The sequence below is a fragment of the Ruegeria sp. HKCCD6604 genome (assembly GCF_013110635.1).
Taxonomy (GTDB): domain Bacteria; phylum Pseudomonadota; class Alphaproteobacteria; order Rhodobacterales; family Rhodobacteraceae; genus Ruegeria.
In genome coordinates, this window is sequence record NZ_WVQW01000011.1 from 36320 (window position 1) to 50678 (window position 14359).

At 59.9% G+C, this 14359-nt stretch carries 20 protein-coding genes; 12 read left to right on the forward strand and 8 right to left on the reverse strand.

Going from position 1 to position 14359, the window contains the following annotated elements; genetic code table 11:
• The first annotated feature begins 20 nt into the window (after window positions 1-20).
• The 6 genes from ispH to GS614_RS19325 all read left to right on the forward strand — a co-directional run bounded on the left by ispH (window position 21) and on the right by GS614_RS19325 (window position 3752).
• Window positions 21-971 carry a 4-hydroxy-3-methylbut-2-enyl diphosphate reductase gene (gene ispH, locus GS614_RS19300; protein WP_171727098.1) on the forward strand — a complete coding sequence of 317 codons (951 nt, stop codon included), beginning with the start codon at window positions 21-23 and terminating at the stop codon, window positions 969-971.
• Window positions 968-1420 (forward strand): DUF3429 family protein, encoded by a 453-nt coding sequence (locus tag GS614_RS19305; RefSeq protein ID WP_171364552.1) that lies wholly within the window; start codon window positions 968-970, stop codon window positions 1418-1420. Before ispH ends, GS614_RS19305 begins: the two co-directional genes overlap by 4 nt.
• Entirely contained in the window at window positions 1417-2004 is a 588-nt protein-coding gene (locus GS614_RS19310; RefSeq protein WP_171364551.1) for a methyltransferase domain-containing protein, read from the forward strand. The genes GS614_RS19305 and GS614_RS19310 overlap by 4 nt, the downstream gene beginning before the upstream one ends.
• Window positions 1997-2464: a ribonuclease HI gene (gene rnhA / locus GS614_RS19315; protein ID WP_152457071.1), complete on the forward strand. Its 468-nt coding sequence runs from the start codon at window positions 1997-1999 to the stop codon at window positions 2462-2464. Before GS614_RS19310 ends, rnhA begins: the two co-directional genes overlap by 8 nt.
• On the forward strand, window positions 2461-3084 hold the full coding sequence (locus GS614_RS19320; protein ID WP_171727099.1) for a TRIC cation channel family protein: 624 nt from the start codon (window positions 2461-2463) through the stop codon (window positions 3082-3084). The genes rnhA and GS614_RS19320 overlap by 4 nt, the downstream gene beginning before the upstream one ends.
• 65 nt (window positions 3085-3149) lie before the next feature.
• Window positions 3150-3752, forward strand: coding sequence for an alpha/beta hydrolase (locus GS614_RS19325; RefSeq protein WP_171727100.1), 603 nt, complete (start codon window positions 3150-3152; stop codon window positions 3750-3752).
• A gap of 1 nt (window position 3753) precedes the next feature.
• On the opposite strand, the gene speB is transcribed toward GS614_RS19325, so the two are convergent.
• From speB to def (GS614_RS19355), 6 genes are read right to left on the reverse strand one after another with little or no spacing between them, the layout of a single operon-like run.
• The gene (gene speB / locus GS614_RS19330) at window positions 3754-4575 is read right to left on the reverse strand and encodes an agmatinase (RefSeq protein ID WP_171727101.1); all 822 of its coding nucleotides are present in this window, start codon (window positions 4573-4575) and stop codon (window positions 3754-3756) included.
• A 60-nt stretch (window positions 4576-4635) separates the two neighbouring features.
• Window positions 4636-4872, reverse strand: coding sequence for a GlsB/YeaQ/YmgE family stress response membrane protein (locus GS614_RS19335; RefSeq protein WP_171120279.1), 237 nt, complete (start codon window positions 4870-4872; stop codon window positions 4636-4638).
• Window position 4873: 1 nt separating this feature from the next.
• A complete protein-coding gene (locus GS614_RS19340; RefSeq protein WP_170344822.1) occupies window positions 4874-5110 on the reverse strand; it encodes a hypothetical protein in 237 nt (78 codons plus the stop codon).
• Between the two features lie 6 nt (window positions 5111-5116).
• Entirely contained in the window at window positions 5117-6031 is a 915-nt protein-coding gene (fmt, locus tag GS614_RS19345) for a methionyl-tRNA formyltransferase (RefSeq protein WP_171727102.1), read from the reverse strand.
• 2 nt (window positions 6032-6033) lie between these two features.
• Window positions 6034-6528 carry a peptide deformylase gene (def, locus tag GS614_RS19350; protein ID WP_171120283.1) on the reverse strand — a complete coding sequence of 165 codons (495 nt, stop codon included), beginning with the start codon at window positions 6526-6528 and terminating at the stop codon, window positions 6034-6036.
• A complete protein-coding gene (def, locus tag GS614_RS19355) occupies window positions 6525-7043 on the reverse strand; it encodes a peptide deformylase (protein ID WP_171120285.1) in 519 nt (172 codons plus the stop codon). The genes def (GS614_RS19350) and def (GS614_RS19355) overlap by 4 nt, the downstream gene beginning before the upstream one ends.
• Window positions 7044-7137: 94 nt before the next feature.
• Here def (GS614_RS19355) and GS614_RS19360 point away from each other — a divergent pair, with 94 nt between their 5' ends.
• Complete coding sequence (locus tag GS614_RS19360) at window positions 7138-8310, forward strand: MalY/PatB family protein (protein WP_171727103.1); 1173 nt, start codon at window positions 7138-7140, stop codon at window positions 8308-8310.
• A gap of 165 nt (window positions 8311-8475) precedes the next feature.
• Here GS614_RS19360 and GS614_RS19365 read toward each other — a convergent pair whose 3' ends face one another.
• Complete coding sequence (locus tag GS614_RS19365; protein ID WP_171169191.1) at window positions 8476-8829, reverse strand: hypothetical protein; 354 nt, start codon at window positions 8827-8829, stop codon at window positions 8476-8478.
• 213 nt (window positions 8830-9042) lie between these two features.
• On the opposite strand from GS614_RS19365, the gene GS614_RS19370 reads away from it, so the two are divergent.
• Window positions 9043-10032, forward strand: coding sequence for a glutathione S-transferase family protein (locus tag GS614_RS19370; RefSeq protein WP_171727104.1), 990 nt, complete (start codon window positions 9043-9045; stop codon window positions 10030-10032).
• Here the strand turns inward: GS614_RS19370 and GS614_RS19375 are convergent.
• Window positions 10014-10376: a response regulator transcription factor gene (locus tag GS614_RS19375; RefSeq protein WP_117869888.1), complete on the reverse strand. Its 363-nt coding sequence runs from the start codon at window positions 10374-10376 to the stop codon at window positions 10014-10016. The two genes, GS614_RS19370 and GS614_RS19375, sit on opposite strands and share 19 nt — an antisense overlap.
• Before the next feature lie 185 nt (window positions 10377-10561).
• On the opposite strand from GS614_RS19375, the gene cobD reads away from it, so the two are divergent.
• Genes cobD through GS614_RS19395 form a run of 4 tightly spaced genes read left to right on the forward strand, consistent with a single transcriptional unit; the run spans window position 10562 to window position 14356 of the window.
• Window positions 10562-11527, forward strand: coding sequence for a threonine-phosphate decarboxylase CobD (gene cobD / locus GS614_RS19380; protein WP_171727105.1), 966 nt, complete (start codon window positions 10562-10564; stop codon window positions 11525-11527).
• Window positions 11524-12444, forward strand: coding sequence for an adenosylcobinamide-phosphate synthase CbiB (gene cbiB / locus GS614_RS19385; protein ID WP_171727106.1), 921 nt, complete (start codon window positions 11524-11526; stop codon window positions 12442-12444). The genes cobD and cbiB overlap by 4 nt, the downstream gene beginning before the upstream one ends.
• A 12-nt stretch (window positions 12445-12456) precedes the next feature.
• On the forward strand, window positions 12457-13620 hold the full coding sequence (locus GS614_RS19390; RefSeq protein ID WP_171727107.1) for a lytic murein transglycosylase: 1164 nt from the start codon (window positions 12457-12459) through the stop codon (window positions 13618-13620).
• Between the two features lie 46 nt (window positions 13621-13666).
• Entirely contained in the window at window positions 13667-14356 is a 690-nt protein-coding gene (locus GS614_RS19395; RefSeq protein WP_171727108.1) for a hypothetical protein, read from the forward strand.
• The last annotated feature ends 3 nt before the right edge of the window (window positions 14357-14359 follow it).

Sequence of the window (14359 nt, forward strand, 5' to 3'; positions counted from 1 at the left end):
TGCCACAAGGAGACAGCCTGATGAAAAAGCCGCCACTGACACTTTACCTTGCCGCCCCACGCGGGTTCTGCGCCGGTGTGGACCGTGCCATCAAAATCGTTGTGATGGCTTTGCAGAAATGGGGCCCACCGGTCTATGTGCGCCACGAGATCGTGCACAACAAATTCGTGGTCGACGGCCTTCGCGCCAAAGGGGCCGTTTTCGTCGAGGAATTGCAGGAATGCCCCGATGACCGCCCGGTGATCTTTTCCGCCCACGGGGTGCCGAAATCCGTTCCCGCCGAGGCTGCCCAGCGCGAGATGATCTATGTGGACGCCACCTGTCCTCTGGTTTCCAAGGTGCATGTCGAGGCGCAGCGCCACGCGGACGCGGGGTTGCAGATGATCATGATCGGCCACAAAGGCCATCCCGAAACCGTGGGCACCATGGGGCAGCTGCCCGAGGGCGATGTGCTGCTGGTCGAGACCGTGGACGACGTGGCCACGGTGCAGGTGCGTGACCCGGATAAGCTGGCCTTTGTCACCCAAACCACCCTTTCGGTCGATGACACCAAGGATATCATCGCCGCCCTTCAGGCCCGATTCCCGGCCATTGTCGGACCGCACAAGGAAGATATCTGTTATGCCACCACCAACCGGCAGGAAGCGGTGAAAGCCGTGGCCCCCAAGGCGGATGCCTTGCTGGTTGTGGGCGCGCCGAACTCATCGAACTCGCGCCGCCTTGTCGAGGTTGCCTCGCGCGCGGGGTGTCAGTACGCGCAGCTGGTCCAGCGCGCCACCGAGATTGACTGGCGCGCGCTCGAGGGTATCTCGACCGTGGCTGTCACCGCAGGCGCGTCGGCCCCGGAGGTTCTGGTAAACGAGGTGATCGAAGCGTTCAGCGCGCATTATGATGTCACCGTCGAGCCGGTCGAAACCGCCGTTGAAAACGTCGAGTTCAAAGTCCCCCGCGTGTTGAGGCAACCGGCGTGAACGGAGTGCCGAAAGCGCCTCTCTATCTGGGGCTGGCGGGACTGGTTCCGTTTGTCTGGGGCGCCCTGACCTATCTGAACAGCGACCTGAGTGCCTGGGGCGCGCAAACCTTTGGCCCACGTTTCGTGGGGCCTTATGTGCAACTGTTCTATGGATCGGTCATCCTCAGCTTCATGTCCGGTGTTCTCTGGGGTTTTGCCACCAAGACATCGGGCAGCAAAGCGGCCCTGTGTTATCTGTTGTCGGTTCTGCCCGCGCTTTGGGCCTTTGCCATGACAGGCGGCGGGCCGGTCAATGCGGGCACCAATCTGATGTATGGGTTCGCTGGTTTGTTGTTGCTGGATGCCCTGTTTTCCTACTGGCGCCTGACACCGGTCTGGTGGATGCGGTTGCGCATCCTGCTGACCGCGGTCGTATTGGCTAGTCTTGCAGTCGGAGTGTACCTGTGACCGATGAACGCACGATCAACGCCTATACAAACAAGGTGGCCGAATATCTGAAGATCCCTCTGCCGCCCGAGCAGCTTGAGGCCCGTCAGGCTTTTGCTGATGCGGTCGGCGCAGGCGGCTATGTACTGGATTTGGGGTCCGGGCCGGGGTCGGACAGCGGGTTCCTGATGCGTCAGGGCCTAAAGGTTCGCGCGCTGGATGCCACGCCAGCCTTTGTCGAACATGCGCGGGAAAACGGTGTGGATGCTTATCTGGGTACGTTCGATGACGTCACCGAGACGGCCGAATATGACGGTGTTTACGCCAGCTTTTCCCTGCTGCACGCGCCGCGCGCTGATTTCCAGCGGCATCTGAATACGATCCACAGGGCTCTGAAACCCGGTGGACAGCTGTTTCTGGGGATGAAGCTGGGCACTGGTGAACACCGGGATGATCTGGATCGTTTTTATTCCTATTACACAGAGGCCGAGATCGAGGACGCCTTGAACAAGGCAGGGTTCACGATTGACCGCGCAGTCCATGGCATGGGCAAAGGCCTGGCCGGATCGTATGACGGATATATTCTGGTGTTCGCCCATGCCTGAATTGTTTGCCTATACGGATGGTGCCTGTTCCGGAAACCCCGGCCCCGGAGGCTGGGGTGTGCTGTTGCGCGCGATGGACGGGGACAGCGTTCTGAAAGAGCGTGAGCTGAACGGGGGCGAAGCCGAGACGACCAACAACCGGATGGAGTTGCTGGCCGCCATCAGCGCCCTTGAAGCGCTGGAGCGACCGTCGAAGATAACCGTCGTCACCGACAGCGCCTATGTGAAGAACGGCGTCACCGGCTGGATTTTCGGTTGGAAACGCAACGGATGGAAAACCTCGAACAAGAAACCGGTCAAAAATGTCGATCTTTGGCAGCGTCTGGATGAGGCGCAGGAACGGCATGATGTGACATGGGAATGGGTCAAGGGCCACGCAGGCCACCCCGAGAATGAAAAAGCTGATGAGCTGGCCCGGGCCGGAATGGCGCCGTTCAAACCGAAGAAGGCACAGGCGTGACCGCGCTGACGCTGCTGGACTATGCCTCGGTTCTGATCTTCGCGTTGACAGGGGCACTGGTGGCCAGCCGTGCCCAGCTGGATCTGGTGGGATTTGCCTTCATGGCCTGCCTGACGGCCGTAGGTGGCGGCACTGTACGAGACCTTTTGCTGGACCGTCACCCGATCTTTTGGGTCGGGCAGCCGGATTACATCCTGATCGCAGTCGCGGCATCGGTCCTGGTGTTCTTTACCGCACATCTGGTGGAAAGCCGCTATAACTGGCTGGTCTGGCTGGACAGTTTTGCACTGTCAGTGGCTGTCGCGGCCGGAACCGGCGCGGCGTTGTCGCTGGATCAGTCCGGGGTCATTGTCGTTTTGATGGGTGTGACGACCGGATGCCTGGGCGGGTTGATGCGCGATGTGGTCTGCAACGAAGTGCCGCTGGTGCTGAAACAAGGCGAGCTTTATGTGTCCTGCGCCTTTACAGGTGCCCTAACGGCAGTTCTGGCTGCCAGATTGGGGGCAGAGCCTGCGTTTTCTCTGGCTCTCTGCGCCTTGGTGTGCTGGGCATTGCGCGCCGGGTCGTTGATGTTTGGCTGGCAATTGCCGGTCTACAAAAACCGTCCGCCGCGCAACTGAGCCCGACAGTGGACGCCAAAGCGGCATGCTGTTACCCCTTTTGAAAGCACAGCCCGGAGGCCAACGTGACACATAGACTTGCATCCATCACAGCCTGCCTGGCCCTGCTCGCCTCATGCGGCGCGTATTACACCCCTGTCAGTTTTGTTGCGCAGGGCGACCAGATCATCGCCTCGGGCACGATTGACGAGACAACGCTGTCTGCCTTTGAGGAAGTGACAGCCCAAAACCCCGAAGCCCGCACTCTGGTTCTGCAATACATTGAAGGATCGGTTGATGATGACGCCAATGTCATCTTCGCCCGCGAAGTGCACAGGGCCGGGTTCGATACCGTTGTTCCATCGAACGGGCTGGTGGCCAGCGGTGGCACCGACCTGTTCCTGGCCGGAAACCGCCGCGTGCTGCAACCGGGGGCCTGTGTCGGTGTCCACAGCTGGGCCGGGTCGGGTCTGGTGGCGACCGACTTGCCCGAGGACGATCCAGAACATGACCGATACCTGGACTATTTCAAGGATATCGGCGTGGACGAGGAGTTTTACTGGTACACCCTGTTCGCAGCCCCGGCCGACAGTATGCACTGGATGACCACTGCCGAGGCGAACCGGTTCGATTTGTCCACCAAGGGTGCTCCGGCACTTGGGTCTGCGACGGTGTGCGACGAACGGTAAGTCAGCCGTTCAGCAAGCGCGCGCCGATTTCCTTGACGAATTTCGCGGCCACCATCGCCGTCATGCCATAGGGGTCGCGATGCGGGTTGAGCTCGACGATATCCGCCCCAACCAGCTGACCTTTGAACCGGTGGATCAGGTCGATAACCTCGCGCGTGCTCAGCCCACCGGGCTCATGGTGCGAGACGCCCGGCGCAAAGGCCGGGTCCAGCGCATCCAGATCAAGGGACAGGTAGACCGGGCCATCGAATGAAATCTGCAAGTCGGGGCGCCAGTTGCGCATGTCGATCACCTCGACCCCGAACTTATCGGCCTGTTCGCGCTGATGGGCGTTCATGGCGCGGATGCCGACCTGCACCAGACGCTTGACCGGGCAGGTCTCCATCACCCGGGCAAAGGGGCAGCCATGGCCGAGCGGTCCGATATCCTGCGTGTCGTACAGATCAGGGTGGCTGTCGATATGCAGGATGCTCAGCCCTTCGTACCGATCCGCATGGGCCTTGATCAGCGGATAGGCCACCGAATGGTCGCCGCCCAGAGACAACAGGCGCGCGCCGGTTGCGATCCGTTTCGCCGCTTCGGCCTCGATCCGGTCAATCGGTTCCTGCCCGCGCATTTCGAACACATCCAGATCGCCGGTATCCCTGAATTTGGCGCTTGCACCCAGATCGGTGCCATCTTCGGCGGTCAGGTTGGCGGCACCGGAATGCAGCGCCTCGCGGATGCGTCCGGGGGCGAAGGCCGGCCCTTGCAGGAACGAGGAATGCAGATCCAAAGGAACGCCCATCAGAGCGACATCACCCGGCTTCAAATCATGCGGCATCATCATTCCCCTTTTTCGTTGAAGGCGATCTGGACGGAGGAAAGACGCCGGGTCAAGGGGTCAACGGCGCAGGTAGGTCTGCCAGATCCAAATCACCAGCAACGCACCCAGAACCGCCCCGACAAAACCAGACAGCCACCCCATAACGGTTACAAGAAACCGCAGCAGCATCCCTCCGATCAGGGCGCCTGCGATACCGATCAGCATGGTCGTCGGGATATCCGCCTCGATCCGCATCAGGCGGGTGGCCAGAAACCCTGCCGCTGCACCGATGATGATCAGGGCGACGATTGGCATGTCACTTCCTCCAGTGGGTCGGCACGATGATCAAGGCACCAACAGAGGAAATCACCGCATCCAGCCCCGGAGGACCAAAGCTGATACCGAACATGATACGGACGAAATAGAACAGGAACGCCCCGCCCACACAGATGATGATGGATTGCAAATAGCCGTTATGGGTGAAACCGGTCTGTTCGGACAGATACCCGACGATCCCGGCAATCACGACAGTGCCCATCATCACCATGAACATATGGCTTTACTCCGAAGACATCCGGGTGCCGATCGGGATTGGCCAGCCCCGCAGGAACGTTTCCTTATCCTGCGCGCCTTTGCCCGCCCTTTGCAAGCGCAGCAGTTCTATGGCGCCCTGCCCGCAAGCCACATACAGATCGCCATTCAGAACCTCCCCCGGTGCGCCCTTCCCTTGCGCCAGACGCGAAGCGAGGAATTTTACCCTGTTGCCTTCGATCTCGGTCCAGGCCCCGGGAAAGGGCGACAGGCCGCGGATCTGCCGATCGACCTCGACCGCGGGGCGCGACCAGTCCACGCGGGCCTCGGACTTGTCGATCTTGGCGGCATAGGTGACACCAATCTCGGGCTGCGGATCAGGGGTCAGGCCGGGCAGCTTTGCCAACGCCTCGACAATCAAAGCCGCGCCCATCGCCGAGAGCCGGTCATGCAGTTCCGCAGTGGTTTCCTCGGGCCCGATATCGGTGGCCTGTCGCAACAGAACGGGGCCGGTATCAAGGCCCGCCTCCATTTGCATGATACAGACGCCGGTTTGCGCATCGCCCGCCATGATCGCGCGGTGGATCGGAGCCGCCCCGCGCCAGCGCGGCAACAGGCTGGCATGAATGTTCAGGCAGCCATGAGCCGGCGCATCGAGGATGGGCTGGGGCAGGATCAGCCCATAAGCCACAACCACCGCCACATCCGCGTTCAGTGCCGCAAAACTGTCCTGCTCCTCGGCCGGTTTCAGCGAGGTTGGGTGACGCACGTCCAGACCCAGCGCCTGGGCCCGCGCGTGGACCGGTGTCGGGCGATCCTTCTTGCCCCGCCCCGCCGGGCGCGGGGGCTGGCAATAGACGGCGGCGATCTCATGCCCGGCCTCGACCAGCGCATCCAGAACCGGCACCGAGAAGTCCGGGGTTCCCATGAAAACAACGCGCATTTTTACCCCTGTTTCTTGGCTTTGCGCAGCAGCATGTCGCGTTTGACCTTGCTGAGCCGGTCAAAATACATCCGGCCATTCAGATGGTCGATCTGGTGCTGGACACTGGTGGCCTCGATGCCGACAAAATCGCGACGGTCCACCACGCCCTGCTCGTTCAGGAATTTGACAGTCACCGCGCGTGGGCGTTTTACCTTGGCCGACACGCCCGGCAGGTTCGGACTGGCCTCTTCATGTTCACGCAGTTCGATCGAGCTGTGCAGGATTTCCGGGTTCGCCAGACGCACGGCCTTGCCCCGCTCGGCCGACCCATCGACCACGGCCAGACGCAACATCACTCCGATCTGCGGCGCGGCCAGACCGACACCGGGCATGGCCTCCATCGTATCGATCATGTCCTGCCAAATCCGGCGAATGTCATCGGTGATTTCAGTCACCTCATCCGCCTTTGTGCGCAAGCGTTTGTCGGGCCAGGGCAGACAGGTGCGGACGGTCATGCGCGCGCCCGTTCACGTTTGAGCTTTTGCATCTTGCGGGTAATCATCTGCCGTTTCAGCGGTTTTAGGTAATCAATGAACAGCTTGCCGTTCAGATGGTCGATTTCATGCTGCACGCAAGTGGCCCAAAGCCCGTCGAACGTCTCCTGTCGCAGGTTTCCCTTCTCGTCCATCCAGGTGACATCGACCACCTTGGGGCGGGTCACTTCGGCATATTGATCCGGGATCGACAGGCATCCTTCCTCGTATACATTGGTTTCCTCGGAAGAGGCGATGACCTGAGGGTTGAACATGATCAGCGGGCGCGGTGTTTCGCCTTCTTCCTTGATGCAATCCAGCACGATCAACCGTTCCAGCACACCGATCTGCGGCGCGGCGAGGCCAATCCCGGGCGCGTCATACATGGTTTCCAGCATGTCGTCAGCCAGCGTGCGCAGCTCGTCCGTCAGGTCGGATACGGGCGCGCAGACCTTTTTCAGGCGGGGATCGGGATGGATCAGGATAGTGCGTTTCATGAGGCTGATTTAGGCCATCCCGCCCCGCGCCGCAACGCCCCCCTTGCACCCGCCCGATTTGCGGTTAGCTTTCGGTCGAGAAAATGGAGCAGACATGACTTTCAACGACCTGATCGACCGCCGGGGCACCAACAGTTCAAAATGGGACAAGATGGAGATGCTGTATGGCGTCTCGCCCGAGGACGGTCTGGCCATGTGGACGGCCGATTCCGATTACCAGACGGCACCCTGCGTGATCGAGGCCGTGCGCAAGGCCGCAGATCACGGCGTGTTCGGCTATTCATGGATGCACCCGGACTATCTGGCCTCAGTTCAATGGTGGATGAAAACCCGCCATGATTGGGAAATCGACACGGATTGGATTCTGACGACCCAGGGCTTGGGCAATGCAGTCGCCCTGTCGCTGGATGTCTGGACCGATCCCGGTGATGGCATCGTGATCTTCACCCCCGTTTACCATGAGTTTGCCCACAAGGTGAACAAATCGGGCCGCCGGGTCGTGGAGTGCCCTTTGGTGCGGGACGGGGAAAGTTACGGCCTTGATCTGGACAACGCCCAGTCCCGGTTGGACGGGTCCGAGAAGATGCTGCTGTGGTGTTCGCCGCAAAACCCGTCGGGTCGTGTCTGGACGCCCGACGAGTTGCAGGCCGTGGCCGCGTTTGCCGAACGGAACGGTTTGATCCTGGTATCGGACGAGATTCACCACGATCTGGTCTATCCCGGCGCCAAATTTGTACCGATGGACGTAGCGGCCCCGGATGCACGTCCGTGGACCGTGACGCTGACTGCGGCGTCTAAGACCTTCAACATCGCCGGGCAGCGGACCGGCAACATGATCATTCCCGATCCCAAACTGCGCGCGGCCATGAAGCAACGGCTGCAAACATTGGATTACGATCCCGGCGCGTTGGGCGTGGCGATGATCACCGCCGCGTACAGCCCCGAAGGGGCCGAATGGGTAGATGCCCAGATCGCGCATCTGGAGGGAAACCGGCGTCTGTTCGATCAGACCATCACCGAGATTCCGGGGCTCTGGTCGATGCCCTTGCAGGCGACCTATCTCGCCTGGGTCGATTTCTCGGGCACCGGCATGGATCACGCTGAATTTGTCCGCCGGTTGCGCGAGGACGCGCGGATCGCGACATCGTCAGGTCCGGGTTTCGGCACTGGAGGAGAAACGTTTGAACGGTTCAACCTCGCCACGCAACGGGCGCGGGTCGAGGAAGCTTGCCTGCGGCTGAAACGAGCCTTCGGGGATCTGCAATAAGTACGTGCCGGCCGGGGCTTGCAAACCCTGCCCTGTTTCCACAGGTGCCGGTTGCCTTGGTTGAGGCCGCTTTGGGCCGCGCGTGCCTGTCTTTAGGCTGGCACCGCTGGCCTTTGGCATCGACCAAACCCTCAGCCAAATCGGAATACCGGTTGAAATTCGCCCCTAGTCGTCACGCCCCAGCAGGGCGATCGGCGCATCGGGCGCGCGGTAAAAGTCAAGCGGCGCGCTGTCATGGGCGGCCGTGCTGCGTTTGAATTCATATCGCATCTCACCGCCTTCATCCTCATCCGCGACGATGAGGCATTGATAGAGGTGGTTGGCCCCGTCAAAGATATCAACAAGCCCGCGCAAGCGCGGCGTGGTTTCCGCCTCAACCGTAAAACCGTCTTTCCACAATTTGAGTATTTTGTAGGTATTGTCGCCCATCTCCACCCGTAAACGGCTGGCTTTTTTCAATGTGGCGATTCGGGCCGCGTCCAACTCGGCGCGTATTTCCTTTGAAACATAGGTACTCATTAATCCGTTCCCCCGTGAATGACTTCTATTGTGCGGGATAAGTTGTAAAAATCCAGTGAACCACGTCACAGAAACACGATCCAGCCGAGGTTTGTTGCACAGAAATCCCGAACTCGACTGTGCACGGATGCAGAACATTTGCGCGGGCGCTCGCATAGGAAGATGCAAGCCCTGGCCCTATGTTTTTCGAAACGCACATGCGGAGGAAAAGACATGGGCCTGCTGGTCGACGGAAAATGGCACGATACCTGGTATGATACAAAATCCACGGGCGGTGCATTCAAGCGCAGCGCCGCGCAGTTTCGCAATTGGTTGACAGCTGACGGCAAGGCGGGGCCATCAGGCAAAGGCGGGTTCAAAGCAGAATCCGGGCGCTATCACCTTTACGTCAGCTATGCCTGCCCCTGGGCCCATCGCACGCTGATTTTTCGCGAGTTGAAAGGGCTGAGCGATCTGATCTCGGTGTCGGTCGTGCATCCTGACATGCTGGATCAGGGTTGGACCTTTGAAACAGACGCCCACGGCGCGACAGGAGATGACCTTTACGGGCTGGGCTTTGCGCACCAGATCTATAGCAAAGCCGATCCAGCCTATTCGGGGCGCGTGACCGTGCCGATCCTGTGGGACAAGCGGCAGGAAACCATCGTGTCGAACGAAAGCTCGGAAATCATCCGCATGTTCAATTCGGCCTTCGACGGGGTCACCGGCAATACCGATGATTACTGGCCCGAAGCGATGCGCGATGAAATCGAAGAGGTCAACGCGCGCATCTATTCAGACGTCAACAACGGCGTCTACAAGTCCGGCTTTGCCACCTCGCAAGCGGCCTATGACGCCGCCGTGGGCCCGTTGTTCGACACGCTGGACTGGCTGGAAGATCGTCTGGCCCGGAACCGTTACCTGATGGGGGATCGGATCACCGAGGCTGACTGGCGGCTGTTTACGACGCTGATCCGCTTTGATCCGGTCTATCATCTGCACTTCAAATGCAACAAGCGGCGCCTGATCGATTACCCGAACCTATGGGCCTATACGCGTGAACTGTACCAATGGCCCGGGGTGGCACCCACGGTGAACATGAACCATATCGTGCGCCACTATCACTACAGCCATGACAGCATCAATCCGCACCGGATCATTCCGGTGAACCCGGTGCTGGATTACACAGAACCGCACCGCCGCGATCAGCGCCCTGCGGCGTAATGCTCGACCATCGCCGCCAGATCCTCTGGCGGTGTTTCGCTTTGCACATAAGCACAGGCGTTCGGGCTGTGGGCAAATATCGATCCATCCGAGAAGAAAGTGGTGTTAGTGACAAAGATCACCCGCGCCTGGGGGCGGCGATAGCTTGCAAAATCGGCCACGGCCAATGCACTTCCGGTTTCCAGGACCAGATCCAGCACGATGATTTCGAAATCCGTGCCGTACAGCGCCAGAATGGCGGCTTCCTGCGTCTCGACCAGCGTGACCTCGGCGCCCTGCCGTTCCAGATGCCTTTTCCAGACCCGACCAAGGTCGGGATTACTCTCAACAATCAGAACTTTCATTTGCAACAACCTCGGCACTTGGTATGGTGAGTGGTGCCGACCCCCGTGGTCCGTGATCTCGTTATTTCCTTAACAAAGTGTTAACAGCAGCCCCACAGGCCCGTGAACAGGCGGATTTGCTTGTGTAAGAGGCGAAAATCCGCTTGAAGCGGGCCAAAAGCGGTAATTTCTCGCAGAGAGAGCAGATGAACACTTTGGACGAAGATCTGGATCCACGCGCGGTTCGTGACCATGGCGGCGGGTTGGACAAGGCGATTGTCAACTATGGCGGGCAACGCACCGACTGGATCGATCTGTCCACCGGCATCAATCCTCATGCCTATCCCGTGTCTGGCCTGACGGCCGGGGATTGGGCCGAATTGCCGGATCACGGGGCGTTTGAACGGCTCAGCGATGCCGCGCGCCGGTTCTGGAACGTGCCGCAGCGTGCCGCGATTCTGCCCGCGCCCGGAGCGTCGGCGATCATCGCGCGCCTGCCGGCTCTGGCCGCGACGGGTACGGTACAGATCACGCCGCCCACCTATAACGAACACGCCGCCGCCTTTTCGGCTCAGGGGTGGAAGATACGGCAAGACGCGCCCAGCGACGCCCGCGTGATCGTACATCCGAACAACCCGGACGGGCGTATCTGGCAGGAAAGCGACGTATCGGCACCACTTACCGTGATTGACGAAAGCTTTTGCGACGTCATGCCGGACAAGTCCTTGATCCATCTGGCAGACCGCCCCGGAGTGATCGTGCTGAAGAGTTTTGGCAAATTCTGGGGGCTGGCCGGGGTAAGGCTGGGGTTTGCCATAGGACGGCCGGATATGATCAGCCGGTTGAACGATCTGACCGGCCCTTGGTCGGTATCAGGTCCGGCCTTGCGGGTCGGCACACAGGCTTTGATGGACAACCGTTGGGCGGACGCCACGCGTGCGCGTTTGGCTGACGAGGCCTCAAGGCTGGATGCGCTGGTCACAAGAAAGGGGGCCAAGGTGATCGGCGGCACCAGCCTGTTCCGACTTTATCAGGTCGACAACGCCGCCCATTGGCAAGGTCGTCTGGCACGGTCCCATATCTGGAGCCGCATCTTCCCCTATTCTGAAACCTATCTGCGCCTTGGGCTCCCGCCCGAGGATGGATGGAACAGGTTGGAGGCGGCCCTGTGAGCCCTGGCCTGATGCTGGTCTGTGCCATGTGTCTGGACGCAGCACTGGGGGAACCCGACTGGCTCTGGTCGCGCGTCAGGCATCCGGCGGTGATGATCGGCAACCTGATCGGCTGGCTGGATACACGCCTGAACCACGGGGCCCAGCGCCGTTCAAAAGGGGTGGGTGTGCTTGTCCTGCTGGTTTGCGGCGCTGGGGCGCTTGGCTGGGGTTTGTCCCTGTTGGGGCCGGTGGTTGAAATCCTGGTCTGCGCGATCCTGTTGGCGCAAAAATCGTTGGTCACCCATGTGCGCGCCGTGGGCGAAGGGCTGATGGCCTCGCTGTCAGAGGGGCGGGCACGGGTGGCCATGATCGTCTCGCGCGATACACGGGACATGACCGAGGCACAGGTGGCACGCTCGGCCATCGAAAGCGCCGCTGAAAACCTAAGTGACGGCGTCATCGCGCCTGCTTTCTGGTTTCTGATTGCCGGGTTGCCGGGGCTGCTGGTCTACAAGGCGGTGAACACGGCCGACAGCATGATCGGGTATCGCAATGAAACGTACCGCGCGTTTGGCTGGGCTTCAGCACGGTTCGACGACCTGCTGAACCTGATCCCAGCCCGCCTGACCTGCGTGATGATCGTGGCGCTGTCGGGCCAGTGGTCGCGCTGGCGCGAAATCTTTGCAGATGCGCACCGTCACATCTCGCCCAATGCGGGCTGGCCCGAGGCCGCCATGGCCCGCGCGCTGAACGTCGCCCTGGCCGGGCCGCGCAGCTATGACGGCAAGGTGCGGGATCTGGCATGGGTCAATGGCAACGCTCAGCGCGAGATCGGAGCTTTGGACATTTTCCGCGCATGTCGCATGTTGTGGCGTGTTTGGGGGCTTGCGCTTGGGCTCGTGTCGGTGTCGGTTGGGATCGACCTGATTTACTGACGGACATTTGTCATGCGTTTTCTTTCCGGCCTGATCGCCGCCACCCTGTTTGCCCAACCTGCCCTGGCCCAATGTGGTGGTGGCTTCAATTCCTTTGTCCAAGGGCTAAAGACCGAGGCCGTGCAGCAAGGCTTTGACAAATCCACCGTGAACGCATTTTTCAAAGGCGTGCAGCAGGACAGCGCCGTGCTGAAGGCCGATCGGGCGCAGGGGGTGTTTCAGAAACCCTTTATCGAGTTTTCCCGGCGGCTGATCTCGGCCAATCGGATCGAACGCGGGCAGGCGATGTCGCGCAAATATGACGCGGTGTTTGACCGGATCGAAAAGCAATACGGCATCTCACGCGGGGTGTTGCTGGCCTTCTGGGCGTTCGAGACCGACTACGGATCCTTTCAGGGCGACTTCAACACCCGCAATGCACTGGTGACTTTGGCCCATGACTGCCGTCGCCCCGACCTGTTCCGCCCTCAAATCTTCGCGGCCATCGAACTTTATCAGAATGGTGATTTCGACCCGGCCCGCACAACGGGCGCGTGGGCCGGGGAAATCGGTATGGTCCAGATGCTGCCGCGGGACATTCTGGAAAACGGTGTCGATGGTGACGGCGACGGGCATGTCCGCCTGAAAACCTCGGCCCCCGATGCGCTGATGTCCGGGGCCAAGATGCTGTCGCATCTGGGCTGGCGCGCAGGCGAACCGTGGCTGCAAGAGGTCGCGGTGCCCGCGCAGATGGACTGGTCTCTGTCCGGCCCCGGCAAGCCCCGGTCGGTGGCCGATTGGCAGGCCATGGGCGTTCAGGCACGCAGCGGGTCGCTGGCAAACCTGCCTGCCTCGCTGATCCTGCCCCAGGGGCACAAGGGCCCGGCCTTTCTGGCCTATCCGAATTTCGACGTCTATTTCGAATGGAACCAGAGCTTTGTCTATGTATTGACTGCCGCCTATTTCGGGACACGTCTGGAAGGGGCACAAATTTATGATGCTGGCAACCCCACGCCGGGCCTGAGCGGCGCGCAGATGAAGCAATTGCAAACCAAGCTGCAAGCCAAAGGATATGATGTGGGCAAGATCGACGGGATTCTGGGTGCCGGTACCCGCGCCGCAGTGCGGGCCGAACAGGTGAGATTGGGATTGCCTGCGGATGCATGGCCGACGGTGGAGTTGCTAGGACAATTATAGTGTCTTACTAAGTCTTGCATTTAGCAGAAGTCTTCAACTTGCGGTCATGATGCCAAAGCTCTCCAGCAATCGCTCAAAATTTCGACGCGCTACCGTGATTTCAATTGTATTGCTTCTTATTGTCCCTTTCATCTTGCCATTGCGCAAGATCGACAAACCAGAACAAGGCAACTCTGACAGGCCCTCAACTGAGACAGTTTGTGGAGAAGGCTATTTACCATTGATTTCAAGAGAGACAGCTGTGTGCTTTGTGGTCTCCCCCGCTTGGTCAGACGATAAGATTGCCTGGCTATCCGAGGATGCAACCTCAGTCTATTGGCGACACCAAGATCTAGAAGCACTAGAAATTCATGTGCCCGAAGGGACGCTTGGCATATCATTGCGAGCCATATTGAATCCAAACTACTCCCCACTCAAAAACCCGCAAACCGTGTCTCGTCTTTATTCACAAGTAGATTTTATCGGCCAAGAAGACGACGATAAAGCTTTGCTATGTCGTGAATCGCTGAACCCGCTGGCCGCTGAGTTAGGTGGAAAAGGCTGCGACTTACTTCTATACGTTTCTGACGATATATTCGCAGAGATCAGACTTGTAACCATCAATCATCATGGCTCAGTCTATGATTGGCCTGACGTTGATCCTAAGAATATTAAAGCTTGGCGGCGGAACATACTTATCGTTCAAAGTGCCGTTTCCGAACTTGTCCGTCCTCTCGCGGCGAAGAAAGAACACTAATCA